General features: G+C 72.7%; 21 protein-coding genes. 11 read left to right on the top strand and 10 right to left on the bottom strand.

Features of this window, described 5'->3' with window-relative positions; translation table 11 throughout:
• The first annotated feature begins 209 nt into the window (after positions 1–209).
• The 3 genes from ABD287_RS05300 (at position 210) to ABD287_RS05290 (ending at position 3,436) form a co-directional block, all read left to right on the top strand.
• Entirely contained in the window at positions 210–449 is a 240-nt protein-coding gene (locus ABD287_RS05300; RefSeq protein ID WP_344169110.1) for a DUF7455 domain-containing protein, read from the top strand.
• A 58-nt stretch (positions 450–507) separates the two neighbouring features.
• Entirely contained in the window at positions 508–1,167 is a 660-nt protein-coding gene (locus tag ABD287_RS05295) for an O-methyltransferase (RefSeq protein WP_344169107.1), read from the top strand.
• Positions 1,168–1,285: 118 nt separating this feature from the next.
• Entirely contained in the window at positions 1,286–3,436 is a 2,151-nt protein-coding gene (locus ABD287_RS05290) for an ATP-binding protein (RefSeq protein ID WP_344169104.1), read from the top strand.
• Positions 3,437–3,442: 6 nt separating this feature from the next.
• Here ABD287_RS05290 and ABD287_RS05285 read toward each other — a convergent pair whose 3' ends face one another.
• Positions 3,443–3,907 (bottom strand): MarR family winged helix-turn-helix transcriptional regulator, encoded by a 465-nt coding sequence (locus ABD287_RS05285; protein WP_344169101.1) that lies wholly within the window; start codon positions 3,905–3,907, stop codon positions 3,443–3,445.
• 113 nt (positions 3,908–4,020) lie between these two features.
• Here ABD287_RS05285 and ABD287_RS05280 point away from each other — a divergent pair, with 113 nt between their 5' ends.
• Positions 4,021–4,587, top strand: a complete 567-nt coding sequence (locus ABD287_RS05280; RefSeq protein WP_344169098.1) for a YceI family protein — start codon at positions 4,021–4,023, stop codon at positions 4,585–4,587.
• 65 nt (positions 4,588–4,652) lie between these two features.
• On the opposite strand, the gene ABD287_RS05275 is transcribed toward ABD287_RS05280, so the two are convergent.
• Positions 4,653–6,143 carry a S8 family serine peptidase gene (locus tag ABD287_RS05275; RefSeq protein WP_344169095.1) on the bottom strand — a complete coding sequence of 497 codons (1,491 nt, stop codon included), beginning with the start codon at positions 6,141–6,143 and terminating at the stop codon, positions 4,653–4,655.
• Between the two features lie 195 nt (positions 6,144–6,338).
• Between ABD287_RS05275 and ABD287_RS05270 the strand changes: the two genes are divergently transcribed.
• A complete protein-coding gene (locus ABD287_RS05270; RefSeq protein ID WP_344169092.1) occupies positions 6,339–7,085 on the top strand; it encodes a S1 family peptidase in 747 nt (248 codons plus the stop codon).
• A 54-nt stretch (positions 7,086–7,139) separates the two neighbouring features.
• Here ABD287_RS05270 and ABD287_RS05265 read toward each other — a convergent pair whose 3' ends face one another.
• The 3 genes from ABD287_RS05265 to ABD287_RS05255 form a co-directional block, all read right to left on the bottom strand.
• Positions 7,140–7,913 (bottom strand): hydrolase, encoded by a 774-nt coding sequence (locus ABD287_RS05265; RefSeq protein WP_344169090.1) that lies wholly within the window; start codon positions 7,911–7,913, stop codon positions 7,140–7,142.
• A gap of 156 nt (positions 7,914–8,069) precedes the next feature.
• Entirely contained in the window at positions 8,070–8,597 is a 528-nt protein-coding gene (locus ABD287_RS05260; protein WP_344169087.1) for an RICIN domain-containing protein, read from the bottom strand.
• Between the two features lie 160 nt (positions 8,598–8,757).
• Entirely contained in the window at positions 8,758–9,453 is a 696-nt protein-coding gene (locus tag ABD287_RS05255; protein ID WP_344169083.1) for a response regulator transcription factor, read from the bottom strand.
• Between the two features lie 207 nt (positions 9,454–9,660).
• Between ABD287_RS05255 and ABD287_RS05250 the strand changes: the two genes are divergently transcribed.
• Positions 9,661–10,317, top strand: coding sequence for a response regulator transcription factor (locus ABD287_RS05250; RefSeq protein WP_344169080.1), 657 nt, complete (start codon positions 9,661–9,663; stop codon positions 10,315–10,317).
• A 75-nt stretch (positions 10,318–10,392) separates the two neighbouring features.
• Entirely contained in the window at positions 10,393–11,043 is a 651-nt protein-coding gene (locus ABD287_RS05245) for a GNAT family N-acetyltransferase (RefSeq protein WP_344169077.1), read from the top strand.
• Positions 11,044–11,084: 41 nt separating this feature from the next.
• Here ABD287_RS05245 and ABD287_RS05240 read toward each other — a convergent pair whose 3' ends face one another.
• The 4 genes from ABD287_RS05240 to ABD287_RS05225 are packed head-to-tail and all read right to left on the bottom strand — an operon-like array spanning position 11,085 to position 16,431.
• Positions 11,085–12,461 (bottom strand): hypothetical protein, encoded by a 1,377-nt coding sequence (locus tag ABD287_RS05240; protein ID WP_344169074.1) that lies wholly within the window; start codon positions 12,459–12,461, stop codon positions 11,085–11,087.
• Positions 12,458–13,795: a CHAT domain-containing protein gene (locus ABD287_RS05235; protein ID WP_344169071.1), complete on the bottom strand. Its 1,338-nt coding sequence runs from the start codon at positions 13,793–13,795 to the stop codon at positions 12,458–12,460. Before ABD287_RS05235 ends, ABD287_RS05240 begins: the two co-directional genes overlap by 4 nt.
• The gene (locus ABD287_RS05230) at positions 13,792–15,072 is read right to left on the bottom strand and encodes a hypothetical protein (RefSeq protein ID WP_344169068.1); all 1,281 of its coding nucleotides are present in this window, start codon (positions 15,070–15,072) and stop codon (positions 13,792–13,794) included. The genes ABD287_RS05235 and ABD287_RS05230 overlap by 4 nt, the downstream gene beginning before the upstream one ends.
• A 9-nt stretch (positions 15,073–15,081) precedes the next feature.
• Positions 15,082–16,431 (bottom strand): hypothetical protein, encoded by a 1,350-nt coding sequence (locus ABD287_RS05225; RefSeq protein ID WP_344169065.1) that lies wholly within the window; start codon positions 16,429–16,431, stop codon positions 15,082–15,084.
• Positions 16,432–16,525: 94 nt separating this feature from the next.
• On the opposite strand from ABD287_RS05225, the gene ABD287_RS05220 reads away from it, so the two are divergent.
• Together ABD287_RS05220 and ABD287_RS05215 are read left to right on the top strand one after the other, a co-directional pair.
• On the top strand, positions 16,526–16,879 hold the full coding sequence (locus ABD287_RS05220; RefSeq protein WP_344169062.1) for a hypothetical protein: 354 nt from the start codon (positions 16,526–16,528) through the stop codon (positions 16,877–16,879).
• A complete protein-coding gene (locus ABD287_RS05215) occupies positions 16,872–17,321 on the top strand; it encodes a hypothetical protein (RefSeq protein WP_344169059.1) in 450 nt (149 codons plus the stop codon). Before ABD287_RS05220 ends, ABD287_RS05215 begins: the two co-directional genes overlap by 8 nt.
• A gap of 33 nt (positions 17,322–17,354) precedes the next feature.
• Here ABD287_RS05215 and ABD287_RS05210 read toward each other — a convergent pair whose 3' ends face one another.
• A complete protein-coding gene (locus ABD287_RS05210; RefSeq protein WP_344169056.1) occupies positions 17,355–18,140 on the bottom strand; it encodes a hypothetical protein in 786 nt (261 codons plus the stop codon).
• Between the two features lie 290 nt (positions 18,141–18,430).
• On the opposite strand from ABD287_RS05210, the gene ddaH reads away from it, so the two are divergent.
• A complete protein-coding gene (gene ddaH / locus ABD287_RS05205) occupies positions 18,431–19,237 on the top strand; it encodes a dimethylargininase (RefSeq protein WP_344169053.1) in 807 nt (268 codons plus the stop codon).
• Positions 19,234–20,439, top strand: a complete 1,206-nt coding sequence (gene rocD, locus ABD287_RS05200) for an ornithine--oxo-acid transaminase (RefSeq protein ID WP_344169050.1) — start codon at positions 19,234–19,236, stop codon at positions 20,437–20,439. The genes ddaH and rocD overlap by 4 nt, the downstream gene beginning before the upstream one ends.
• Positions 20,440–20,494 lie beyond the last annotated feature (55 nt).

Genomic DNA, 20,494 nt, shown 5'->3' with positions numbered 1-20,494 from the left:
GGCCAGGGATCGACAAGGGTTTCCGTGCGTTGCGGTTCGGGTGCGCAGTCACCGAGTGGTCGACATCGAACCGGACGCAACCGGCTGGCACCCGGTCACGACCCCAGTCGCCACCGACGCGAGGCCGTGATCTGCTCAGCGACGAGCTCGCGGGGCCGATCGGGAACGGTTGAGGCGCCAGTCGCCGCTACGCCACCAAGGAGGCCACCATGTCGTCGACGCTGCTGCCACCGCCCCGGCTCCACGTCGTGCCGGAGATGAGCGAACGCTGTGACCGCTGCGCGGCGGCGGCGAAGCTGACCTTCACGCTCCCCCACGGAGGTGGGGAGCTGGTGTTCTGCGGACACCACGCGAACCGCCACACCGAGGACATCCTGCGCGCAGCCGAGCGGGTGATCATCGAGAACGGTTTCGTCTGGCAGGGCGCCGACCGCACCGCGTCGGGCTGACGCCTGCCGCCCCCGCAGGGTCTGGAAGCCATGCCGGCCGCCCGTTAGGGTTGTCGGCATGGCTTCTTCGTACAGCTACCTGCCCGTTGATCTGCGTGAGTACACGGTGGCCCACACCACCGCGCCCGACGATCTCGTGGCCGCGCTGGTGGAGCGCACCCGGGCGGCCCTGCCCGACGAGGCGGTGATGCAGGTGTCAGCGGAGCAGTCGACGCTGCTCGGAATGCTGGCCCGGCTCTGCGGCGCCCGTCAGGCTGTGGAGGTGGGCACGTTCACCGGCCTCAGCTCGTTGGCGGTGGCGCGGGCCCTGCCGGCTGATGGCCGGATGCTGTGCCTGGATGTCTCCGAGGAGTTCACCGCCATCGCCCGGGAGTTCTGGGCCAGGGCGGGCGTCGACGACCGGATCGAGCTGCGGATCGGACCGGCGGCCGAGACCCTCGCCGCGACGCCGGCCGAGCCGACCTTCGACTTCGCCTTCATCGACGCCGACAAGCCCAGCTACGGCCGCTACTGGGATCTGCTGGTGCCACGGTTGCGCGTCGGCGGCCTCATCGTGGTCGACAACGTGCTGTGGAGCGGCCGGGTGTTGGATCCGGACGCCGGGGACGAGGACACCCGGGCGTTGGCGGCGTTCAACGACAAGGTCTCGGGTGACGAGCGGGTCGAGTCGGTCATGCTGCTGTTCGCCGATGGACTCACGTTGGCGCGCAAACGCTGAGCAGGCGTCATCAGTTACTCCAGAACACCAGAGCAAATATCGGTTCTGTTGTTAAATCCGACTATTGGGTTAATTGGCGGATAGTCTGGGGCTCCGCGCTTTTTCGTGGAGGTCACAGGTGCGCCGCTTCCCCGGGGTCCGCCAGCCAACGACCTGGTTGTCGCTGCTCTCGGGACTCATCGTGCTCGCGCTCACCGGCGGCGCCCTCGCTTTGTGGCGCAGCGGCGAGGGCACGGGCCGGCGGTACCGCGCCCTCGCCGAGCTGGGCACGCCGCCCCCGGAGGCCGCCGTCGCCGTGTTCGTCGCCGGCATCGCCCTGCTGCTCGCCCTAGGCGCCCCCGGACGGCTGCGACGAGCCGTGGTCATCGCGCTGGGGGCCGGCGTCGCCCTCGTCGGGACCCTCGGCATCCTGGAACACCTCGGCCCGGCCCGGCCGTCGGCGTTGGCAGGACTGATCCGCGAAGCCGCCGTCACCGGCGCCCCCGAACCCAAGCCGATGTCCGCCGCGTCCGGCTGCGCCATCGCGCTCGTCGGGCTGGCGCTGGTCATCCCGCCGCTGGTCAACGCCCGTGACCCGGACGCCATGTGGCCGCACACGTTCGCGCCGGCCGCGGCCACCATCGCCGGCGTCACCCTGCTGGCGTACGTGATCGGCGAGACCAGCGTCCCGGCGCTCGGCGCCCTCATCACCATGACGCCGCTCACCGCCGTCAGCATTCTAATGTTCACCGTCGGCATCATCTGGGCCCACCCAGCACACGGCCTGCTACGCCCCCTGCGCAGCGGCGGGCCCGGCGCCACCCTGTCCCGCCGGGTCGGACCCGCCCTGTTGCTCCTGCCGGTCGGCGTCGCCGTCGTCAGCGGGGCCGTGATCCAGGCCGGCTGGGGTGAGCCGGCGCTCACCATCTCCCTGGCCACCGCCGCGTTCGTGCTCGTGCTCATGGTGGTCCTCGGCGGCACCGCCCGCGTCCTGGACCGGGCCGACGACCAGCAACGCACCCTCGTCGAGGCGCTCTCAGCCGAGCGGGACTTCAGCGGCACCCTGCTGCGCTCGATGAGCGAGGCGGTCCTCGTCCACGACCGCGACCTGAAAGTCATCGATGTCAATCCCAGCGGCTGCCGGCTCCTCGGCCGCGAACGGGACCAGCTCATCGGGCAACGTCCGCCCTATCCGTGGGAGGACCAGACTCCCCGGACCCCGGGCGCCAACCAGACCAGGCACATCGTCCGCCCCGACGGCGCCCAGGTGCCGGTGCTGGCGATGACCTCCCCGGTGCTCGACGACCGGTCCCGACCGCGCGCGTACGTCGGCACCTATGTCGATATCACCGACCACCGGCAGGCCGAGGAGTCGCTCGCCCGGCACGCCGCCCAGCTGGAGGCCGCCAACCAGCAGCTCCAGCTGCGGCACGAGGAGCTGGCCGAGGCGGCGCACTTCAAGGGCGACCTCATGTCGATCATGTCGCACGAGGTGTCCCAGCCGCTCAGCTCGGTCTCCAGCCTCTCCGAGCTGCTCAACACCGAGTGGGACCAGCTCGACGAAGGCATCCGCCAGGACCTCGCATCCAAGATCGACCGCAACACCCGCCGCCTCACCAACATGATCAACGACATGCTGCTGCTGTTCCGGCTGGACGCGGGGGTCGTCAGCGCCCGACGCGCCGCCGTGCCGATCAGCGAGGTCGTCGACGCCGTCGCCGCCACCCTGCCGGCCGGCGTCGCCCTCGACACCCGGGTCGACCCGAACCTGTGCGCGCTGGTGGACCGGGCGCACCTCAACCAGGTGATCAAGAATCTGGTCAACAACGCCGTCAGCTACGGGGCGCCGCCGTTCGAGCTCGCCACCGACGTGCGCGCCGACGGCGTCGTGCTCACCGTCCGCGACCACGGCCCGGGTGTGCCGCCGGAGGACCGTGCCCGGCTGTTCGACCGGATCGCCCACTCCCGCGGCGCTGACGGCCGCAGGACCGGCTCCGGGCTCGGGCTCTTCATCGTCCGACACCTGGTCGAGCTCAACGGCGGCACGATCTGGTACGAGGACGCCGAGCCGACCGGCGCCCGGCTGGTGGTCCGGCTGGCGCCCACCGCCGCCCTCGGCACGGTCCCGCTCGACGGCCGCGCGTCCGCTGCGGCGTCCACGGCTGGCGCCGTCAACCCGGCGGCCGGTTCGCCGGCCTGGACCGAACGCGACTCCGACCGGCGTGCCGATGTCCGGACACCCGCCCCGGAACACCCTCCCGCCGAGCACCCGGCGTCATCCTCGAGCTGAGCGCCGTCAGCGGTCGTCGTTCGCCAGGCGGTCGAGCACCTGGTCGGCGAGCTGCCCGAGCGACGCGACCTGGTGGGCGTCGAGGGCGTCGAAGAAGAGCCGCCGGACGGCGGCGGCGTGCCCCGGCGCCGCCGCGGCGATCGCCTGCCTTCCCGCGTCAGTGATGGTGATGACGGCGCCTCGCCCGTCGGAGGGGCACTCCTGCCGGCAGACGAGTCCGCGCTTCTGCATCCGGCCGAGGTGGTGGGACAGACGGCTCTGCTCCCAGTCGAGGTCCTGTTGGAGCTCGTAGGGCCGGCGGCGTCCGTCGGGGGTGTCGGTGAGGTAGACGAGGACCTCGTAGTCGGCGATGGAGAGCTGCGAGCCTGCCTGCAACTGGCGGCCGAGCGCGGCGGTGAGGCGGTTGTTCATGCGCAGGTAGGCGCGCCAGGCGCGCTGTTCGGCGTCGGACAGCCAGGGGGGCTCGCTCATGCTGTCAGCCTACCAGCAATGAATGACACGTCATCCTTGACGACGCATGATGCGTCATGTACTGTCGGAATCACCTGAATGACACATCATCTTCCAGCCACAGGGAGTCCCACATGACCACCACCACCACCGGCGTCGACTTCGCCGCCCTCACCGGCGCCTACACCATCGACCCCGCGCACACCCGGATCGGCTTCGTCGCCCGGCACGCGATGGTGACCAAGGTGCGCGGCGCGTTCAACGACTTCGCCGGCGCCGTGCGCTTCGACGGCGCCAACCCGGCCGCCACCGCCGTCGACGTGACGATCGAGGCCGCCAGCATCGACACCCGCAACGCCCAGCGCGACGAGCACCTGCGAGGCAACGACTTCCTCGACATGGAGCAGTTCCCGCAGATCACCTTCCGCTCCACGGACTTCGCCCAGACCGCCGCGGACGCGTTCGCGCTGACCGGCGATCTGACCATCAAGGGCGTCACGAAGTCGATCACGATTCCGTTCCAGCACGAGGGCGTCGCCACCGACCCGTACGGCAACCTGCGCGTCGGGTTCGAGGGCTCGGTCGTCATCAACCGTCGCGACTACGGCGTCACCTGGAACGCGGCCCTCGAGACCGGCGGCGTGCTGGTCAGCGACAAGATCACATTGGAGTTCGAGGTGTCGGCCATCAAGAACGGCTGACCCGTCCGGCGCGGGGGCCCGGCCCGGCCGCCCCGAAGGGTGCGGTCGGGCCGGGCCTGCCGGCGCTAGCGTCGGGTGGGCGCCGCGCCGGCCGGGAGGCTGTCGAGGGCGGCGATCGCCGCGCGCAGGTTCGGCAGCGGGCCGATCTTGCCACCGCCGGTCTGCGGCGACCCGGTGCGGACGAGGATGTCACGCACCTGCGCCGGCGTCAGGGTCCGGCCGCGTTCCCGGGCGATACTCGACAGCGCGGCCGCGGCGCCGGCCACGATCGGCGACGCGCTGGACGTGCCGTTGAACCGTGCGGTGTACTCCTGCTGGGCGGGGCCACGATGGAGGTCGCCGTAGCCGGTGGTGACCACGCACTCGCCCCAGCCCTGCAGGTCGACCCGCGTGCCGTAGCTGGAGAAGCCGAGTTTGCTCCGCGCCGCGGAGCAGCCCTGGGCCGGCCCGGCGCCGCCCGCGCCGACGACGATCGCGCCGGAGTCCGGCTTTCCCCGGGGGAACGGGCTGCCGTTGCAGGCGGCGTCCAGGTTCTGGTTGCCGTTGCCCGCCGGCTCGATGACGACGATGCCGGTCGCCGTCGCGGCGCGGATGGCGTCGTAGACCGCCGGTTCCCACTCGACCGCCACGAAACCGCCGCCGCACCCGCGCATCTGCATCTCCAGCAGCATCACGTCGCCGGGCCGCAGGGCCGCGGCGGCGGTGGTGATCGCGCCGGCCCGGTTGACCCTGCCGCCGGTCATGGTGTCGTTGGTCAGGCGCGGGGTGGCCTCGGGGACCAGCCCGGTGACGCCGCCGGCGTTGGCGTCGCCGATCAGCGTTCCGATCGTCGCCGTGCCGTGGTCGAAGTCGCTGAAGGCCGGCACGCCCTGCGGGACGAGCACCTCCGCCGGGACCAGCGAGGACAGGTCCTCGTGGTCGCGGACCCAGCCGCCCTCGATGTCGAGGACCCGCACGTTGCGGCCCGTCCCGCCCGGCACCGTCTGCGCGTGGTCGACATCGATGCCGTTGACCTGCGTCGACTGCCGGTACCGCTGCCGGTCCACGAAACTCGGCGCGTACGCCGTGACGCCGGGCGGCGGCGCGCCGGCGTCGCGCCGTACGGGCAGCGGCGTCGGGTACGCGATCTCGACGATGTCGCGCGCCAGCAGGTCCGCCAGCGCCGCTGCCGGGTCCACGCCGCGGTGCAGGACGATCTCGTAGTACTGGTTCAGGTCGGCGAGCGCCAACCCGGAGGCCCGCTGCGCCCGGTCGGTCAACGCGGCCAGCTCCGCCGGGGACTGCGGGAACAGGCGGTGCGGGACGCCAGGCGCCGGGATGTGGCCGTGCGGCCCGCGCAGGACGCCGTTGCGCAGGCTGATGGGGGCGCCCTCGGCGAACTTCACCCGGATCGCGGTGCGGCTGTCGTCGGGACCGATGGGGGCGGCGGCCGGTTTGGCGTGCGGTCGGTACCGGATGTCGGGGGTGGCGGGCGGCGCCGCGGCGGCGGGCGCGCCCGCGGCCACGAGGACACCCGCCACCACGGAGGAGACCCAACCTGAGAGACGTGTCGGCATGGTCATACGGTGGGTGATGTATCGATTGATGTCAATGCATAGTTTCAGGGCTCCGCGCCACCCGTCGTAGAGACCAGGTTGCGGCGGCGAAACTCTATCGATGAATCTCTATATGAACTACATTGGCTCCTACCTTCAGGCATCGGTCTCCCGCTGTTCGATGGATGCCTGCACCCCCCCCGGCTAGGAGTCATCGTGAGAACACTCGTACGCCTCGCGGCCGTCGTCGCGGTCGCCGGCGCCTCCGCCATTCCCACCGCAGCCTTCGCCTCGCCCGTCGAGGAGCAGACCCGGATCGTCGGCGGCAAGGTCACCACCGAACAGTGGCCCTTCACCGGGAGCATCCAGAGCGGCGGCCGACACAGCTGCGGCGCGGCGCTCATCTCCCCAACCTGGATCGTGACCGCCAAGCACTGCGTCAGCGGCAGCGGCGCCAGCGTCCGGCTGGCCAGCAACGACCACAGTGGCGGCGGCGAGATGGTGCAGGTCACCCGTTGGGTCAAGGGCACCCTGGACATCGCCCTGGGGCAGCTGCGCACGGCCGCCAAGACCACACCGATCCCCATCGCGGCCGAACACGGCCCCATCGGCACCAAGAGCCGGCTGTTGGGATGGGGCGCGACGACCGCGAGCGGCGGCGGCGGCAGCCGGCAGCTCAAGGAGCTGGACACGTCGATCGTCGACCCGAGCCGGTGCAACTACAGCGGCGGCAACCCCGACCGCCAGCGGGAGATCTGCACCGACAACCCGGGCGGCAACCAGGGCGCCTGCTTCGGCGACTCCGGTGGCCCCCAGATCAAGCAGGTGGACGGCCGCTGGGAGCTGATCGGCGTCACCAGCCGCGGCGAGAGCGTCTGTGCCCGCAAGCCCAGCGTCTACGTGAGCGTGCCCGCCCACCTGGACTGGGTCAAGCAGAACGTCACCGACCTGCCCCGGTCCTGACCTCACCGGGGCCCAGGCGAAGCGCACCCCGGGCCCGGCCGTCGCGGCCAGAGATCAGGCTGCGGCGGCCGGCTGGGTCGCGGTGATCGCCAGGCCGGACAGGACCCGGGCGACGTACCGCCAGTGACCGAGCTGGGCCACGTCGCGGGCGTCGCTGGCGGCCAGCAACGGCACCCCGGCGGCGGCGAACAGGCCAGCCAGACGCGGTGAGGGCGTCCGCCACGACTCGCTGACCTCGACGGCGGCGCCGGTGCACCGGCACGCGTCGACCAGCGGGGCGAACACGTCGTCGTCCAGCTCCGCCTCCTCGACGCCGAGCTGCCACAGGGCGTTGAGGGGCCGGGCGAGCTGGGCGGGAGCGTAACGGCTGGCGCGTTCGACGGCCCTGGTGGTGGCGGCGACGGCCAGCTCGACCAGATCGGCGCGGCTGAGCGCTCCGCTGCGGAGCAGGTCATTGACCCGCCGCGGCTCGGCCGGCCCGGACGGCAGCGGCAGCCGGGACGCGCCGACGGAGAGGACGTCGAGGCCGCCGAGGTCGGTGGGGAAATCCAGCCAGCCGTCGGCACGGGCGATCTCGACCTCGACCGCGATCCGCAGGTCGATGTCGGTGCGCTGCTGGGCACGCTGGATCGACTTCTGGTAGACCGGCAGCCAGTTGGCCCGGGGCGTGACGATGTCGCCGAAGGTCAGCTGTTCGATGCCAACCCTCTCGGCGGCCGTCACGATGGCGCCCACGCTGTCACGTCCAACCGAGAATCCGGTATGCACATGAGCGTCGGCGGCGAGGTCGATCAGCGGAACAACCTCGTAGTCGCGCTCTAGCCCCACGGTGACTCCCTTAGCCGGTCTGATGTCAACGTCCACCACGATGCCGGCTCTGGGCTGTGCGCGTCGGTGTCGCTCGGGTGCAGGATCGGTGCTTACGCCCGGGCGCCGCCGCACACCGGCGGCGGCGCTCCTCGGATCAGGGCGTCAGGCAGTCGGTCAGACGCGCTGCCACCGCTGGTTCGCGCCGCCGTTGCAGGTCCACTGGATGACGTCCGCGCCGTTGGCCATCGAGGCCCCGAACACGTCGAGGCACTTGCCGCTGTGCCGGGCGCGGATCTCCATACCGGTGGCTGTCGACACCAGCAGCCAGCGCTGGTTCGCCCCGCCGTGGCAGGCCCATTGGACGACGTCCGCCCCGTTGGTGGTGGAGGCGGCCAGGACGTCGAGGCACTTGTTGCTGTGCAGGGCACGGATCTCGTGCCACCCGCCGCCAGCGGGCACCATGCGCCAGTGCTGGTTGGCCCCCTGGTGGCAGGTCCATTGGATCGCGTCGGCGCCGTTGGCCGCCGAGGCCCCGAACACGTCGAGGCACCGGCCACTGTGCCGGGCCCTCAGCTCGTAGGCCGCCGTCGCTCGTTCTACTCCGGTTCCGCTGCCGGGCGCTGCCGACGACGGCGCTGCGGTGAGCGCCATCCCCGCTCCGACGGCCGCCACGGTGATCGCTAGTCGGGTGGTGAGTCGCATTCTTCTCCTCCTGCGTCTTGTCCCTGTGCGCGCTCGAAGCGGCGCGACCGAAACGGCCTACCCGGTGGCGGTCGGGCCATTCGGCGGTCCGCGGCCAGATGCCGGACGAGCGGGAGGTTGGCCCTAAAGGGCGCGGCAGGGCACTTAAGGGCACCCGGAATCAGGAGGCGCCGGGCGGACGGCGGTAGCGGTAGCCGAAGCCCCGGACGGACTCGACCGGGGACTCGTCCGGGTCGGTCCAGCCGAGTTTGCGCCGCAGCCGCAGGACGGCGAACTTAACCCGTTCCTGGCCGATCCCGGTGGGGTCGTCCCACGCCTGGGAGAGCAGCTGGTTGGGCGACAGGACCGCGCCGGCGTGGCGGACGAGGGTGTTGAGCAGCCGGAACTCGGTGGGGGTGAGCCGCACCTCGTTGCCGGTGACGAAGACCCGCCGGGAGGTGGGGTCCAGGTGCAGAACGCCGTCGTCGTAGACCTGTGACGCCCACGAGGTCGAGCTGGTGGAGCGGCGCAGCAGGGCCTCGACCCGGGCGAGCAGCTCAGCGTTGGCGAACGGCTTGGTGAGGTAGTCGTCGGCGCCGCTGCGCAGCCCGCGGACCTTGTCGGTCTCCTGGCCGTGGGCGGTGAGGACGAGCACCGGCACGTCGCTGATGTCACGCAGGCGTTCGAGGACCTGCCAGCCGTCCATCTCGGGAAGGCCGACGTCCAGGACGATCAGGTCCGGGTGCTCGGCGTAGGCGTCACGCAGCCCGGCGCGGCCGTCCTTGGCGTGGTGGACCTCGTAACCGGACCGGGTGAACAGCAGCTTGAGTGCCAGGGAGATGTCGGGGTCGTCCTCGACCACCAGCAACCGGCTCATCCGTGCCTCGCTCCCACTCGACGGCTATCACCCCGAAAGCCACTATAAAGGGAAATTTCTTTCATACGTGCCAGTGGAAGCATCTCGGCCGCCGACGCGACACATCCCAACACCCGGACGTAGCCGTGCCGACCCGACAACCCGATCGCTCCCGGATCACTCCCCCGGCGTACCCGGCTCCGAGGCCGCGCTGCCGATCGGTGAGGCATGTCCGAACCGTCACCGTCAGTCCGCGAAGCCGGCCTCCGCATCCGGCTGGTCGTCATCGACCAGCACGAGATCGCCCGGCTCGGGCTGGCCTACCTGGCCCAGCGCAGCGCCGGCATCTCGCTGGTCGGCCAGGCGGCGACCGTCGAGGACGGGCGCGGGCTCATCGCGGCGCTGCGCCCCAGCGTCGTGACCATCGGCGCCGAGAAGGGCGCGCTGAACGCCGCCCAGCAACTGCGGGTGAGCTTCCCCGATGTCGGCCTGGTGCTGATCACCATGGAGCCAGACGAGGACCTGCTCGCCCGGGCCGCCAGCGCCGGCCTGTCCGCGCTGGTCAGCCGCGCCGCGCCGCTGCCGACGCTCGCCGCCGTGATCCGGCAGGCGTCCCAGGAGCCGGCCCGCTTCCGCGCCCCCGGCGCGGCCCTGCTGCCCCGGGCCCGCCGCTCCAGCCTGCCCGCGCTCAGCGCCCGCGAACAGCAGGTCCTCGCCCGGCTGCCCGACGGAGAGACCCTGGAGTCGATCGCCGACGCGCTCGACGTCAGCCGACGCACCGTCAAGACCTACGTCTCCCGCATATACACCAAGCTCCAGGTCCAGAACCGGGCGCAGGCGGTCATCGTGGCGGCGCGCCACGGGCTGCTGCCGCCAGCCGCCTGACCCGAGAGCCGGTCGCCCGCCGCCGCCGAGCGGTACCGTCGACGTTCGGGGACGACGCGAGCTGGGGGGACGCCGGTGGACCGACGGCTGCTGCATCACCTCGCCGCATGGCTCGGCCAGTGGCCGACCGGCCGTCAGTTCCAGGTCGTGGGGTCGTCCCGACGCAGCGAGCCCGGCTGGGACGGCGTCGTCTGCGCCGCGGTGAGCGTCGCCAGCCCGGCCGGCGAAATCCTGTCCGTGGCCCCGGACATCACCGCCGACGTGCGTCGGCTCGCCCGCGGCGGCCCCGAACACCTCGCCATCTACCTGCCCGCCCTCCTGGGATTCCCACAGCAACACCTCACGCCCGCGGTGTTCCGATGGTGCGAACGCCCCGCCGAACTGCCGGAGCTGGGCGAGTGGACGCCCGCCGACGACGCCCCACCCTGGCTGAAAGTCTTCGGCGGGGAGGTGCTGGTCAGCCGCGACCCGACCACCGGCGAGCACCAGGCCGGCGTCGGCATCAAACGACACTCCCGGCACGGACACGAGATCGCAGTGGTGACCGCTGCCGCCGCCCAGGGCCGCGGGTTGGGCCGGGCCCTGGTCGCCCAGGCCGCCCGACGCATCCTCGACGAGGACGCCATCCCGCTGTACCTGAACGACGCCGCCAACGAGGCGTCGGCGCGGGTGGCCGTCGCGGCCGGTTTCCCCGACCAGGGCTGGGTGTTCCGCAACCTACGTTGACCGACGGGCCCGCGACCGCCACCGCCGCTCAGACGCCGCGCTCAGCCGGGGGCGAGCGTCACCGTCGGATCTCCCAGGAGCACCAACGCCTGCCGGTCCCGGGCGGTGAGCTGAAGCCGGGTCAGCCGCGCCTGCGCCGCCACATCACCGGGGGCGAGCGCGTCCCGGGCGGTGGCCCAGTCCGTGTGCAGTTGCCCGACACCGGCCCAGTAGCCGGCAAGGGCCAGCCCCAGCGGCCGCCCGTGGTGCAGCTGGGTGGAGAACGCCGCCACCAGCTCGTGCCCGAGCGACTGCCCGGTCTCGGCGACCTGAAGCGTCCAGTCGAACGTCGGCTCGACGTGACCCACGATCGCCCGTACCGGGTCGGGGCGGCTCAGCAACGCCGTCGCCGCCGGCGCGACCGTGTCGCCGAGACCCGCGACGGCGCCGACCACCCGGTGGGCCGCCCCGCCCGGGCTCAGCAGTCCGGCGAACGCGCTGGTGGCGTCGCTGCCGGCGGAGCAGCAGGCGGCGGCGTGCCAGATCGTCCCGGCCGGAACCGCCGCCGTCAACTCCGACAACGGGGCCGTCACATGGTCGGCGGCCACCGGAAGCCCGAGTCCGGCGGCCAGCAGCGTCGGATCCTCCAGCGGCGCCGTCCGACCGTGGCTGGAGGTGACCAACAGCGCCGGACGCTGATCGAGCAGGGCCGTCAGCAACTCCTTGCTGGTGGCCGCCGGACCGGTCAGCTCCACCGCGTCCGGCAACGACGGGTCCCTCAACGCCGCAGCCAACGGCCCGGCGACGGCCTGGCGCATGAGCGTGGTGATGTCGCCGGCGTCGACCGACCAGACCAGCGGGGCCGCCAGCCGTGCCGACGCGTCCGGCCAACCCGCCAACAACGCGTCCACGTAGGAGCCGATCTGATCCGCCGGCAGCGGCAGTCGCCCGACCGCGTGCCGGACGCCGAGGGCGTACTGGGTCGACCACGGGATCTGGTCCGGACCGCCGACGATGAGCACGTGCCTGGGCAGCCGGCCCGGCCCGACGCCGAACCGGCTGAGTCCGATGACCGGGTCCTGGGCCCGCCCGTCGGGCAGATAGCGGCGGAGCAGATGCGACGGCAGGTCCGGCCGCCAACGCAGCGCCACCGTGCCCGGCCGGCCGGCGATGAGCCGGCGCACCGGCTCGGGGGCGTCCCCGCCCGCGGCACGGACCACCGGGTCGACATCGTCGCGGTCCGGCAGCAGGACCCCGTAGCCGACATCGGGGTGCGCCCAGTCGGCCTCGTCGACCAGCGGCGCGATCGGCAGCGCCTGCTGGGACCGGGGCAGGCCGGCGCGGGCCCCCCAGCGGACAGCGTCGGCGGCGAGCGCCCCGCCGACCGGGGCGTCCGCCCAGGCGTTGAGGGTCACCTCGGCGGGCAGCCGCTCGGTCATGGCGCCGCTGCCAGCGGGGCCGCGGCGAGGACGCGGGCCAGTTCGGCGTCGAGGTCCGCGACGCGCCGGCGTACCTTGGCCGCTACGGTCGGGTCGATGCCGTCCACGCTGGACAGGTAGCGCTGCAACGCGTCGCGCTCGCCGAGCAGGTCGGCATAGCTCAGAGCATCGCCGGGCAGCCGCGCGGCACGGACCCGGAACTCCTCACACCCCACATAAAGGACCGGGTCGGCCCAGCCGTCCAGCTGGGCGGGATCGGCGCCGGCCAGCGCCGCCCGGGCGCCGGTGAGCGCCCCGGCCCAGTCGATGATCTCCCCGTCGTGGTCGGTGGCCTCAGCCGCTGCCCGCACGTCCGCGAGCACCGCCGGGTAGAGCGCCTGGACGCAACGGTCAGCGGCAGTGACGTCGACCAGCCGACGCATCCCCAGCACCGCTGGCACGCCGCCGAGGGCGATCTCGTGCGCCAGCGCCCCGCCGGTGACCATGCCAGCCGTGTCGGTGGCGGCGGCGCTCTCGCAGGCGGCCAGCACCACCAGCCACGGGTCGGCGCCGAGCAATCCCTGGATGATGTTCGCCAACTGCAACGACACCGAACCGGCCGGCGCCTCGGACAGCAGGTCGGCGGCGTCCGCGAAGACCAACGTGGACACCCCGGGCATCACCTGCCCACCATGGGCGAGCAGGTGCAGCACGTCCGGGTTCGCGGCGGCGATCTGCCGGGCCAGGCCGGCGGCGTCGTTGGCCATCGGCTGGGACTGCGCGTACGGCAGCGCTGCGGCGGCGACCGCCTTCAGCACCGCGTCCTCGGCGCTGATCACCACCAGTCGGGCGCCGACGGCCCGGCCGTCCTGGCTGGACACCGCTTCGAGCAACGCCCTGGCCTGGGCAAGCCCGGAACGCCCGGCGGCCGACAGCACCGCGACGAGGGTCAGCTCCCCGGCGAAGACCCGCTCCACCACCGGCCGGGCCCGGCGGGCGATGCGGGCCACCGGCCAGCGGGGGTCCAGGGCGAGGAAGCCGTGGTCGTCGGCGTACAGCTCCTCCCACGGCAGGGCGTCGGCGGCGGCAGCGACGACCCGGAAGTACAGCGGGGCCGCCCCGGCGCCCAGCGGGGTGGCGGACATGGCGCCGAGGCCGTCGCGGATCGGGGGGTGCGCGCAGAGCCGGCGATGCAGCTCCGCGCCCCGGGCCAGCACCCCCGGGCCGACCGGGGCGGACAGATCGACCACCATGTTGTCGCCCAGGCCGGGGATGTTCGTCGGCGCCTCGGCGAGTTTCATCACCGCCTCGGCGCCCAGCGGCTCCAACGACACGACCGTCCGGGGCGGGCTCACCGCTGGCCGTCCTGTTCGCCCTGCGCCGCCACCAGCTCGTGGACGAAACTCAACCCCCGGCTCTGACCATGCTCGTACGCGCCGCGGGTCATCGCCACCGCCTCCGCCCCGCCCTTGACGGCCCGGTCCACCAAGGCGAAGTCGAGGTACCGCGCGGACGCGGCCACCCAACCGGGGATCTGCTCGCCGCGCGCGGCGTACGGCTGCTCCACCTGATCGCCCGGGGACAGACCACCGGCGGCGGCCGCGCCGAGCGCGGCCGCCAGCAGGGTCGGTTGCACGTACACGAACAACGCCGGCGCGATCGGCAGGGCCGTCGAGCCCGGCGGGTTCGCCAGGAACGCCTGCGCGGCCGCCATCCCCCGCCCCTCCCGGTCGTCGGCGATGTCGACATAGGCGGTCGGACCACACTGGGCGGACCCCACCGCGTCCGCCAACAGCCGGGTGGCCAGGTCGGAGTCGTTGCCCGGCGGCGAGCCGATCCCCACCGCGGGGGCGCCCAGCCGGTCGGCCAGCCGGCGGATGTCCCCACCGGACAGGTAGCCGGCCCGGCCCAGCCGGTACCTGCCGCCAGGGTCGGCGGCCACCGCTGTCAGGGACCGGACGCCGTCCAGCGCGCCGTCGCCGATCACGTACAGCACCCGCACGCCGGTGCCGGCGAGCCGGCCGGTCAACCAACGGCTCCACCGGTCGGCGGCGGTCCCGTCGACCGCCATCGCCGGCGGCTCGTGCACCACCAACGCGGGAGTGGTCCTGCCACGGGACAGCGCGTCGGCTGTCGCGGCGTCGGCGAACACGTCCACCTGGGCGGGCATCCGCACCGCGGTGGTCAGCGCCCGCGCGAACGCAGGCAGGTAACCGGTCGGCCAGATGGCGCCGGCGGGGGCGTTGGCCACGACGGCGACCGTCCACCGGGCCGCCGGGGCAGCCGCCGCCGGCAACGGCCGGGGCAGCCGCAGCACCGGGATGCCCAGTCGCGGGGCCAGCACGCTCTCCCACGGCGCCGCCGACAGCCACCCGTACGGGGCGACCAGATGCAGCCACAGCGCGGACATCCCCGGCAGCTGCCTGGTCACCGCGGCGACGATCTCCCGACGCAGCTCGCCGGGCACCCGCAGCATCCCGTACGGGCTCATCTCCGGCCCGATCCCGAAGTCAGCCGGGGCGAACCGCATCGTCCACAGCGACCGCTGCCGGCTCAGATCGACGAGCTCGCAGCCGATCGGGCGCTCGCCAGCGGCGGCGACGGTCACCCTCAGGCGGGCCTGCGGCTCCATGGCGTCCGCTCACACCGGCCGGGTGAGCTGGTGCAGCAGCCACCAGGTGGACGGGTTGCTCACGTCGCCGTGACCGCCGAGCGTGCGCGAGCCGTCGATGGCCACCACCTCAGCGTCCGGCGGCAGCGCGTACGGCTGACCGGGGTCCAGGATCGGCAGGGTTACCGCGCCCGCGGCGCCGGCCGGGCCGTAGCCGCCGAGCGCGCCGTACCGTTCCTCGTCGCCGAACGCGGCGATGTCCGGCTCTCCCAGGTGGTCGCCGCGCATGACGAGGTGGAAGACCTTCCGCAGGGCGTCGTCGTGGCTGGTCAGGGTGGCCAGGACCGGCTGCTCCACCCGGGCCAGGGTGGGCCGGTAGCCGCCGGCGCGCCCGGTTCCGGCGACGTCGCCGGCGAAGCACCAGCGGTTGATCGCGGCCTGTAACAGCAGCATCGACCGGGCCGGGCGGCTCACCTGGGCGGCCGTCAGCGCCGACAGCAGCAGCCGGGCGCCGAACGAATGTCCGATGAGGTGCAGCCTGGCGCTGGAGCCGTTGAGGAGATCGGACACCAGCGGAGCGACGCCGTGCGCGCCGACAGCGCCGGCGCGGCCCTTCATCTTCCACACCGTCGCCGTGCGCAGAATCGTGCGTGGGTCGAAGAAGCCTATTCCAGCGGCATCAGGCTGGAGTTGCGCGGTGGCCGCTCCGGCCGTCGCAGCGCCAACGGCCGCCGTGCCGAAGGTCTCGGCCTCGGCGACCGGTTTGTCGACCCCGTCGAGGCGGGCCCAGGAGTCCAACAGGCCGGCGACGGTCGGCGCGGCGACCGCCCCGGCCTCATCCCCGCCGGCGGCGAAGGCATCCCGGACGATCTCCACCGCGCGACGGGCCTGCGGCTCCGGCAGCCGCTGCGTCCCGTCGACCAGCTCGCTCAGCTCGGCGGCCCCCCGGGCGTCCAGGTCCTCGGTGACGAACTGGAGCATTCGCTCAGTGTGGAAGGCGTCGGCGAGCGCGGCCGGGTCGTCCGGGCCGGCGGCGGCGATCTGCGGACCCTCCTCGCCTGGCCTGAGGAAGCTCGCCGAGGGCCACACCAGCCCCACCAGCAGCGGCCGGTACGGCGACGGCGTCGGCAGGCCCAGCTCGACGCGCTGGGCCAGGTAGCCGGCGATGAAGCTCCGGTAGCGGGTGAGCGCCTGCCCGAAAACGTTGTTCCAGCCGTGTGAGAACAGGAAGACGTCCGTGGCCCCGGCCGCGGCGTCCTCCCGTAGTCGCTGGGCGGTCTGCGGGCTGGACAGCCCACCGCTGGCGTCATAACGCAGCAGGTACAACGGCGCGGCGCCGCCGTCGGGCAAACTGAGCTGTTCGAACGGTCCGACCACCACGGCGGCCTCCCCCGATGCGGCGTGACAGTGTCATCTGATCGTCACACGCGTGCCGTCGACCGCGGGCCGGTTCGCCCGTCGTTACAGTGACCCGGTGAATTCCGCGCTCGCCAACGCAGTGATCATCGGCGCTCTGGTGTTGGCCGCTGCCGGCGGCCTGTCGACGCTGCTCGACCGACCGGCCGGCCGCGTCCTCCAACTCGGCGCGGTGATCGTCCAGGCGCTCGTGCTGGCGCTGACCGTGACGACGATCGCCGCGGTCATCGGCGGCGACCGGCCTGAGGAGGCGGCCACCTTCGCCGGCTACGGACTCACGGCGTTCGCGCTCATGCCCACGGCCGTGGTCCTGGCCCGGATGGAGCCGACCCGCTGGGGTTCGGCGATCATCGGCGGCGCGGCGCTCATCCTGCCGGTGCTGGTACTGCGATTGCAGCAGGTCCATGGCTGAGCCCGGCCACGAGCCTGAGCCGGGCGGCGCGAGCGGTCCGGCAGCCGCGGCCGCTGGCCCGGGCCGCACCGGGGCCGGGCCAGGTCGGGCGCTCGTCTACGTGTACGGCGTCTTCGCGGTGGCCGCGGGGGCACGGGCCGGTGTGCAGATCGCCACCAAGTTCGGCGCGGCGCCGCTGGCCTACAGCCTGTCCGCGCTGGCCGCCGCGATCTACCTGGTGGCCGCCGTCGGGTTGGCCCGGGGCGGGCCGGGCGGACGCCGACTGGCGCTGGTCTGCTGCACGGTGGAGCTGGTCGGCGTGCTCGCCGTCGGCACGGCGAGCCTGCTCTGGCGGCACGCCTTCCCCGACGCCACGGTCTGGTCGGCTTTCGGCCAGGGCTACGGCTACGTCCCCCTGGTCCTGCCGGTGCTCGGCCTCTGGTGGCTACGCCGCGCCCGCTGACCCTCCGCGAGCTTCGCCAGTGGGCGCGGCCGGTCAGCCGGCGTTGAGGATCTGGTAGACGGAGGCCGGGGCGGGCTTGCCGTCGACCGGCATGGCGGGCAGCGTCGCCGTGCCGTACGCGCTGTAGGTGATCGTCTTGTCGTCGGCCTTGACCTTGCCCGCCGCGGGCATCTTCAGGGTGAGGTTGCTGAGCCGGCCCTCGACGTCCACGGTGGCGGAGAACGGCACGGTCTTGGCCAGCTCACCCAACGCGGTGAGCTCCTCGGCGGTCAGAACGGTCCCGGCTGGCAGCTTCGACAGGTCGGCGGTGCCCTGGTAGGCGCCCGCGGAGCCGGTCACGGCGTCGGCGAGCGAGAAGATCGCCTTGGCGTTGGTGGGATCGGAGCCGTTGAGGCTCACGGCGAGTGTCTTGTCCTTGAGCTTGGCGGTGTCGACCTTCGTCCAGCCCTTGGGGATCTTGAGGGTCGGCAGGTCCCTGCTGAAACCGATCTTGGTCCAGAAGGCCGCGTCAGCCGACGCGAACGCCAAGGTGATCTTGATGCCGTCCGGGCCGGCAACCGAGGTCTCCATCGACGCGCTCCCGGCAGTCGGGTCCACCACGCCGGCGAAGACGCCGCTGACGTCCTTCTGCACGTAACGGTAGGACTTGCCCGTGGCGCTTGGCGCCGCGGCGAGGAGGGCGTCCCTGGGCGACTGCGCCGATCCGGCCGCGCCGGAGGCGGCCGGATCAGCGCCCGGCTGCGGCGCGGCCTTGTCGCACGCGCCGGCGCCCAGCAGCAGCGTCGACACCGCCGCCGCGCCAGCCACGGTCCGCCACATTGCCGTCAATCTCATCATCGGTAGCTCGCTCCTCAACGCACGTCGGCCGACCTGGCCGGACGAGCGCCCACAATAGCCACCGGACGATGTCTCCGTAGGCCCCGAAATGGCCGTTGTGACGAGAGCCGCAGCGGGAAAATGACCCGACGGCGCCCTCGCCGCGACACCGCCGAACGACTACGGTGAGCGACAAACGTCGAACCTTATCGATGCCACCGCAGCCAACCCCTGCCGGCCCACCGGCCCTGCTGCGGAAACGCGCGCCAGCCCCGTCACCGACCGGAGCCCGAATGCCCCTCACCGCCACCCCGCGCCGCTACCTCATGTGTCGCCCGACGTTCTTCGACGTCAGCTACCGGATCAACCCGTGGATGGACCCGGCCGCCGGTTGCGACCCCAAACTGGCCCTCAAGCAGTGGGAGCGCCTGCGCGGGACACTTCTGGATCTGGGCCATACGGTCGAGGAGATCGAACCGGTCGAGGGCCTGCCGGACATGGTCTTCGCCGCCAACGGCGCGACCGTCATCGACGGCCTGGCGCTGGCCGCCCGGTTCCGCGACGCCGAACGCGCCGACGAGGCGGCAGCCTACGCGGCCTGGCTCGAACAGGCGGGCCTCCCGGTGCTGCCCGCCGCCGCCGTCAACGAGGGCGAAGGCGACCTGCTGCTGGCCGGGGACGTCATCCTGGCCGGCGCCGGATTCCGCACCGAGCCCGCCGCGCACGCCGAGGCGCAGGAGGCGTTCGGACGCCAGGTGGTGACCCTACGGCTGGTCGACCCCCGCTACTACCACCTCGACACCGCGCTGTGCGTTCTCGGCCCCGACAATGTCGCGTACCTGCCGCAGGCGTTCTCCCCCGGCAGCGTCGCCGTGCTGCGTCGGATGTTCCCCGACGCCATCGTCGCCGACCCCGCCGACGCGGCAGTGCTCGGCCTCAACGCGGTCAGCGACGGCCGTCACGTCGTGCTGCCGGAGCACGCGGTGGGGCTGGCGGCGAGACTGGACGCGGCCGGATACGACACAATCGGCGTCGACGTCTCCGAGCTGGCCAAGGCCGGAGGCGGCCCCAAGTGCTGCACGCTGGAGGTTCGAGGATGACTGAGCACTCGCTGACGCCGCAGGCGGTCGCTGACGCCGAGCGCTGGACCGCGCACAACTACCACCCGCTTCCGGTCGTCATCGCGTCCGCGGAGGGCGCCTGGGTGACCGACATCGACGGCAGGCGGTACCTGGACTGCCTGGCCGGTTACTCGTCGCTGAACTTCGGCCACCGGCACCCGACCCTCGTCGCCGCCGCCCACGCCCAACTTGACCGGCTCACGCTCACCTCGCGGGCGTTCATCCACGACCAGTTCGCCGAGTTCTGCCACCGGCTGGCCGACCTGTGCGGCAAGGACCTCGTCCTGCCGATGAACACCGGCGCGGAGGCCGTCGAGACCGGCATCAAGGTCGCCCGCAAGTGGGGCTACCAGGTCAAGGGCGTCGCCAGGGACCAGGCGAACATCGTCGTGGCCGCCGACAACTTCCACGGCCGCACCACCACCATCATCTCGTTCTCCACCGACGAGGACGCCCGCGCCGACTTCGGCCCGTACACACCGGGCTTCACGATCGTCCCCTACGGCGACCTTGCGGCGCTGCGCGACGCGATCACCGAGAACACCGTCGCCGTGCTGCTGGAGCCGATCCAGGGCGAGGCGGGCGTGCTCGTGCCGCCGGCCGACTACCTGCCGGGCGTCCGCGAGCTGTGCACCACCAACAAGGTGCTGTACATCTCCGACGAGATCCAGTCCGGACTGGGCCGCACCGGAAAGACGTTCGCGGTCGAACACGAGGGCGTCGTCCCGGACATGTACCTGCTCGGCAAGGCGCTCGGCGGCGGAATCATCCCGGTGTCGGCGGTAGCCGCCAACGCCGACGTCCTCGGGGTGCTCAAGCCCGGCCAGCACGGCTCCACCTTCGGCGGCAACCCGCTGGCCTGCGCCGTCGCCACCGAGGTGATCAAGCTGCTGGAGACCGGCGAGTTCCAGAACCGGGCCACCGAGCTGGGCGAGCGCCTGCACACCGGCCTGGCCAAGCTCATCGGCAGCGGCGTCACCGAGATCCGCGGCCGGGGCCTGTGGGCCGGCGTGGACATCGACCCCGCCCGGATGACCGGCCGCGAGGCCAGCAAGAAGCTCATGGAGCGCGGCCTGCTGGCCAAGGACACCCACGGCTCGACGATCCGCCTGGCCCCCCCGCTGGTCATCACCGCCGACGAGATCGACTGGACGCTGGAGCAGTTCGCCGCGATCCTCTGACGCGCCACCCGCGACAGGCAGGGCCCGTCCGACGCCCGCGAGGCGCCCGACGGGC

Source organism: Pilimelia columellifera subsp. columellifera, assembly GCF_039532605.1.
Classification (GTDB): Bacteria; Actinomycetota; Actinomycetes; order Mycobacteriales; family Micromonosporaceae; genus Pilimelia; species Pilimelia columellifera.
This window is presented reverse-complemented; position numbering and strand designations above follow the sequence as displayed.

What these genes read in the sequence shown, in the direction of transcription:
- ABD287_RS05210 (WP_344169056.1), bottom strand. Translation starts at nt 18,140, where the DNA reads ATGTGGCGGACCGTGGCTGGCGCGGCGGCGGTGTCGACGCTGCTGCTG.
- ABD287_RS05250 (WP_344169080.1), top strand. Translation starts at nt 9,661, where the DNA reads ATGTCCGAACCGTCACCGTCAGTCCGCGAAGCCGGCCTCCGCATCCGG.
- ABD287_RS05260 (WP_344169087.1), bottom strand. Translation starts at nt 8,597, where the DNA reads ATGCGACTCACCACCCGACTAGCGATCACCGTGGCGGCCGTCGGAGCG.
- ddaH (WP_344169053.1), top strand. Translation starts at nt 18,431, where the DNA reads ATGCCCCTCACCGCCACCCCGCGCCGCTACCTCATGTGTCGCCCGACG.
- ABD287_RS05300 (WP_344169110.1), top strand. Translation starts at nt 210, where the DNA reads ATGTCGTCGACGCTGCTGCCACCGCCCCGGCTCCACGTCGTGCCGGAG.
- ABD287_RS05295 (WP_344169107.1), top strand. Translation starts at nt 508, where the DNA reads ATGGCTTCTTCGTACAGCTACCTGCCCGTTGATCTGCGTGAGTACACG.
- ABD287_RS05285 (WP_344169101.1), bottom strand. Translation starts at nt 3,907, where the DNA reads ATGAGCGAGCCCCCCTGGCTGTCCGACGCCGAACAGCGCGCCTGGCGC.
- ABD287_RS05230 (WP_344169068.1), bottom strand. Translation starts at nt 15,072, where the DNA reads ATGGAGCCGCAGGCCCGCCTGAGGGTGACCGTCGCCGCCGCTGGCGAG.
- ABD287_RS05255 (WP_344169083.1), bottom strand. Translation starts at nt 9,453, where the DNA reads ATGAGCCGGTTGCTGGTGGTCGAGGACGACCCCGACATCTCCCTGGCA.
- ABD287_RS05240 (WP_344169074.1), bottom strand. Translation starts at nt 12,461, where the DNA reads ATGACCGAGCGGCTGCCCGCCGAGGTGACCCTCAACGCCTGGGCGGAC.
- ABD287_RS05275 (WP_344169095.1), bottom strand. Translation starts at nt 6,143, where the DNA reads ATGCCGACACGTCTCTCAGGTTGGGTCTCCTCCGTGGTGGCGGGTGTC.
- ABD287_RS05215 (WP_344169059.1), top strand. Translation starts at nt 16,872, where the DNA reads ATGGCTGAGCCCGGCCACGAGCCTGAGCCGGGCGGCGCGAGCGGTCCG.
- ABD287_RS05280 (WP_344169098.1), top strand. Translation starts at nt 4,021, where the DNA reads ATGACCACCACCACCACCGGCGTCGACTTCGCCGCCCTCACCGGCGCC.
- rocD (WP_344169050.1), top strand. Translation starts at nt 19,234, where the DNA reads ATGACTGAGCACTCGCTGACGCCGCAGGCGGTCGCTGACGCCGAGCGC.